General features: G+C 48.9%; 1 protein-coding gene. It reads left to right on the top strand.

Annotated elements, in window-relative coordinates; translation table 11 throughout:
• A partial coding sequence (locus ACNKXV_RS13935) for an SDR family NAD(P)-dependent oxidoreductase (protein ID WP_417908321.1) occupies positions 1-244 on the top strand: 244 nt, incomplete at its 5' end.
• Positions 245-319: the final 75 nt, after the last annotated feature.

Genomic DNA, 319 nt, shown 5'->3' with positions numbered 1-319 from the left:
ATCCAAATGGGCCATGCTCGGCATGACCAAATGTCTGCGTGAAGAATTAAAGCCTCATTATGTAAAAGTAACCTCCATTTTGCCAGGTGCTACCCTCACGGATAGCTGGGCTGGAGTGGACTTGCCGATGGAGCGTTTTGTCCGAGCTGAGGACGTGGCAGAGAGTGTTTGGGCTGCCTATAACCTTTCCCCCCAAACCGTTGTTGAAGAACTAATTATCCGCCCCCAACTTGGAGATATTTAACCTATGGAGCCTTTGATCAAAAGCTTGGATTCCCATTATTGCGACAGCCTGACGCAGTATTCCCGTCGTAAAACC

This window comes from Christiangramia aquimixticola (assembly GCF_048285835.1).
Lineage (GTDB): Bacteria > Bacteroidota > Bacteroidia > Flavobacteriales > Flavobacteriaceae > Christiangramia > Christiangramia aquimixticola.
The sequence above is the reverse complement of the archived record's forward strand: the minus strand, read 5'-3'. Positions and strand labels throughout refer to the sequence as shown.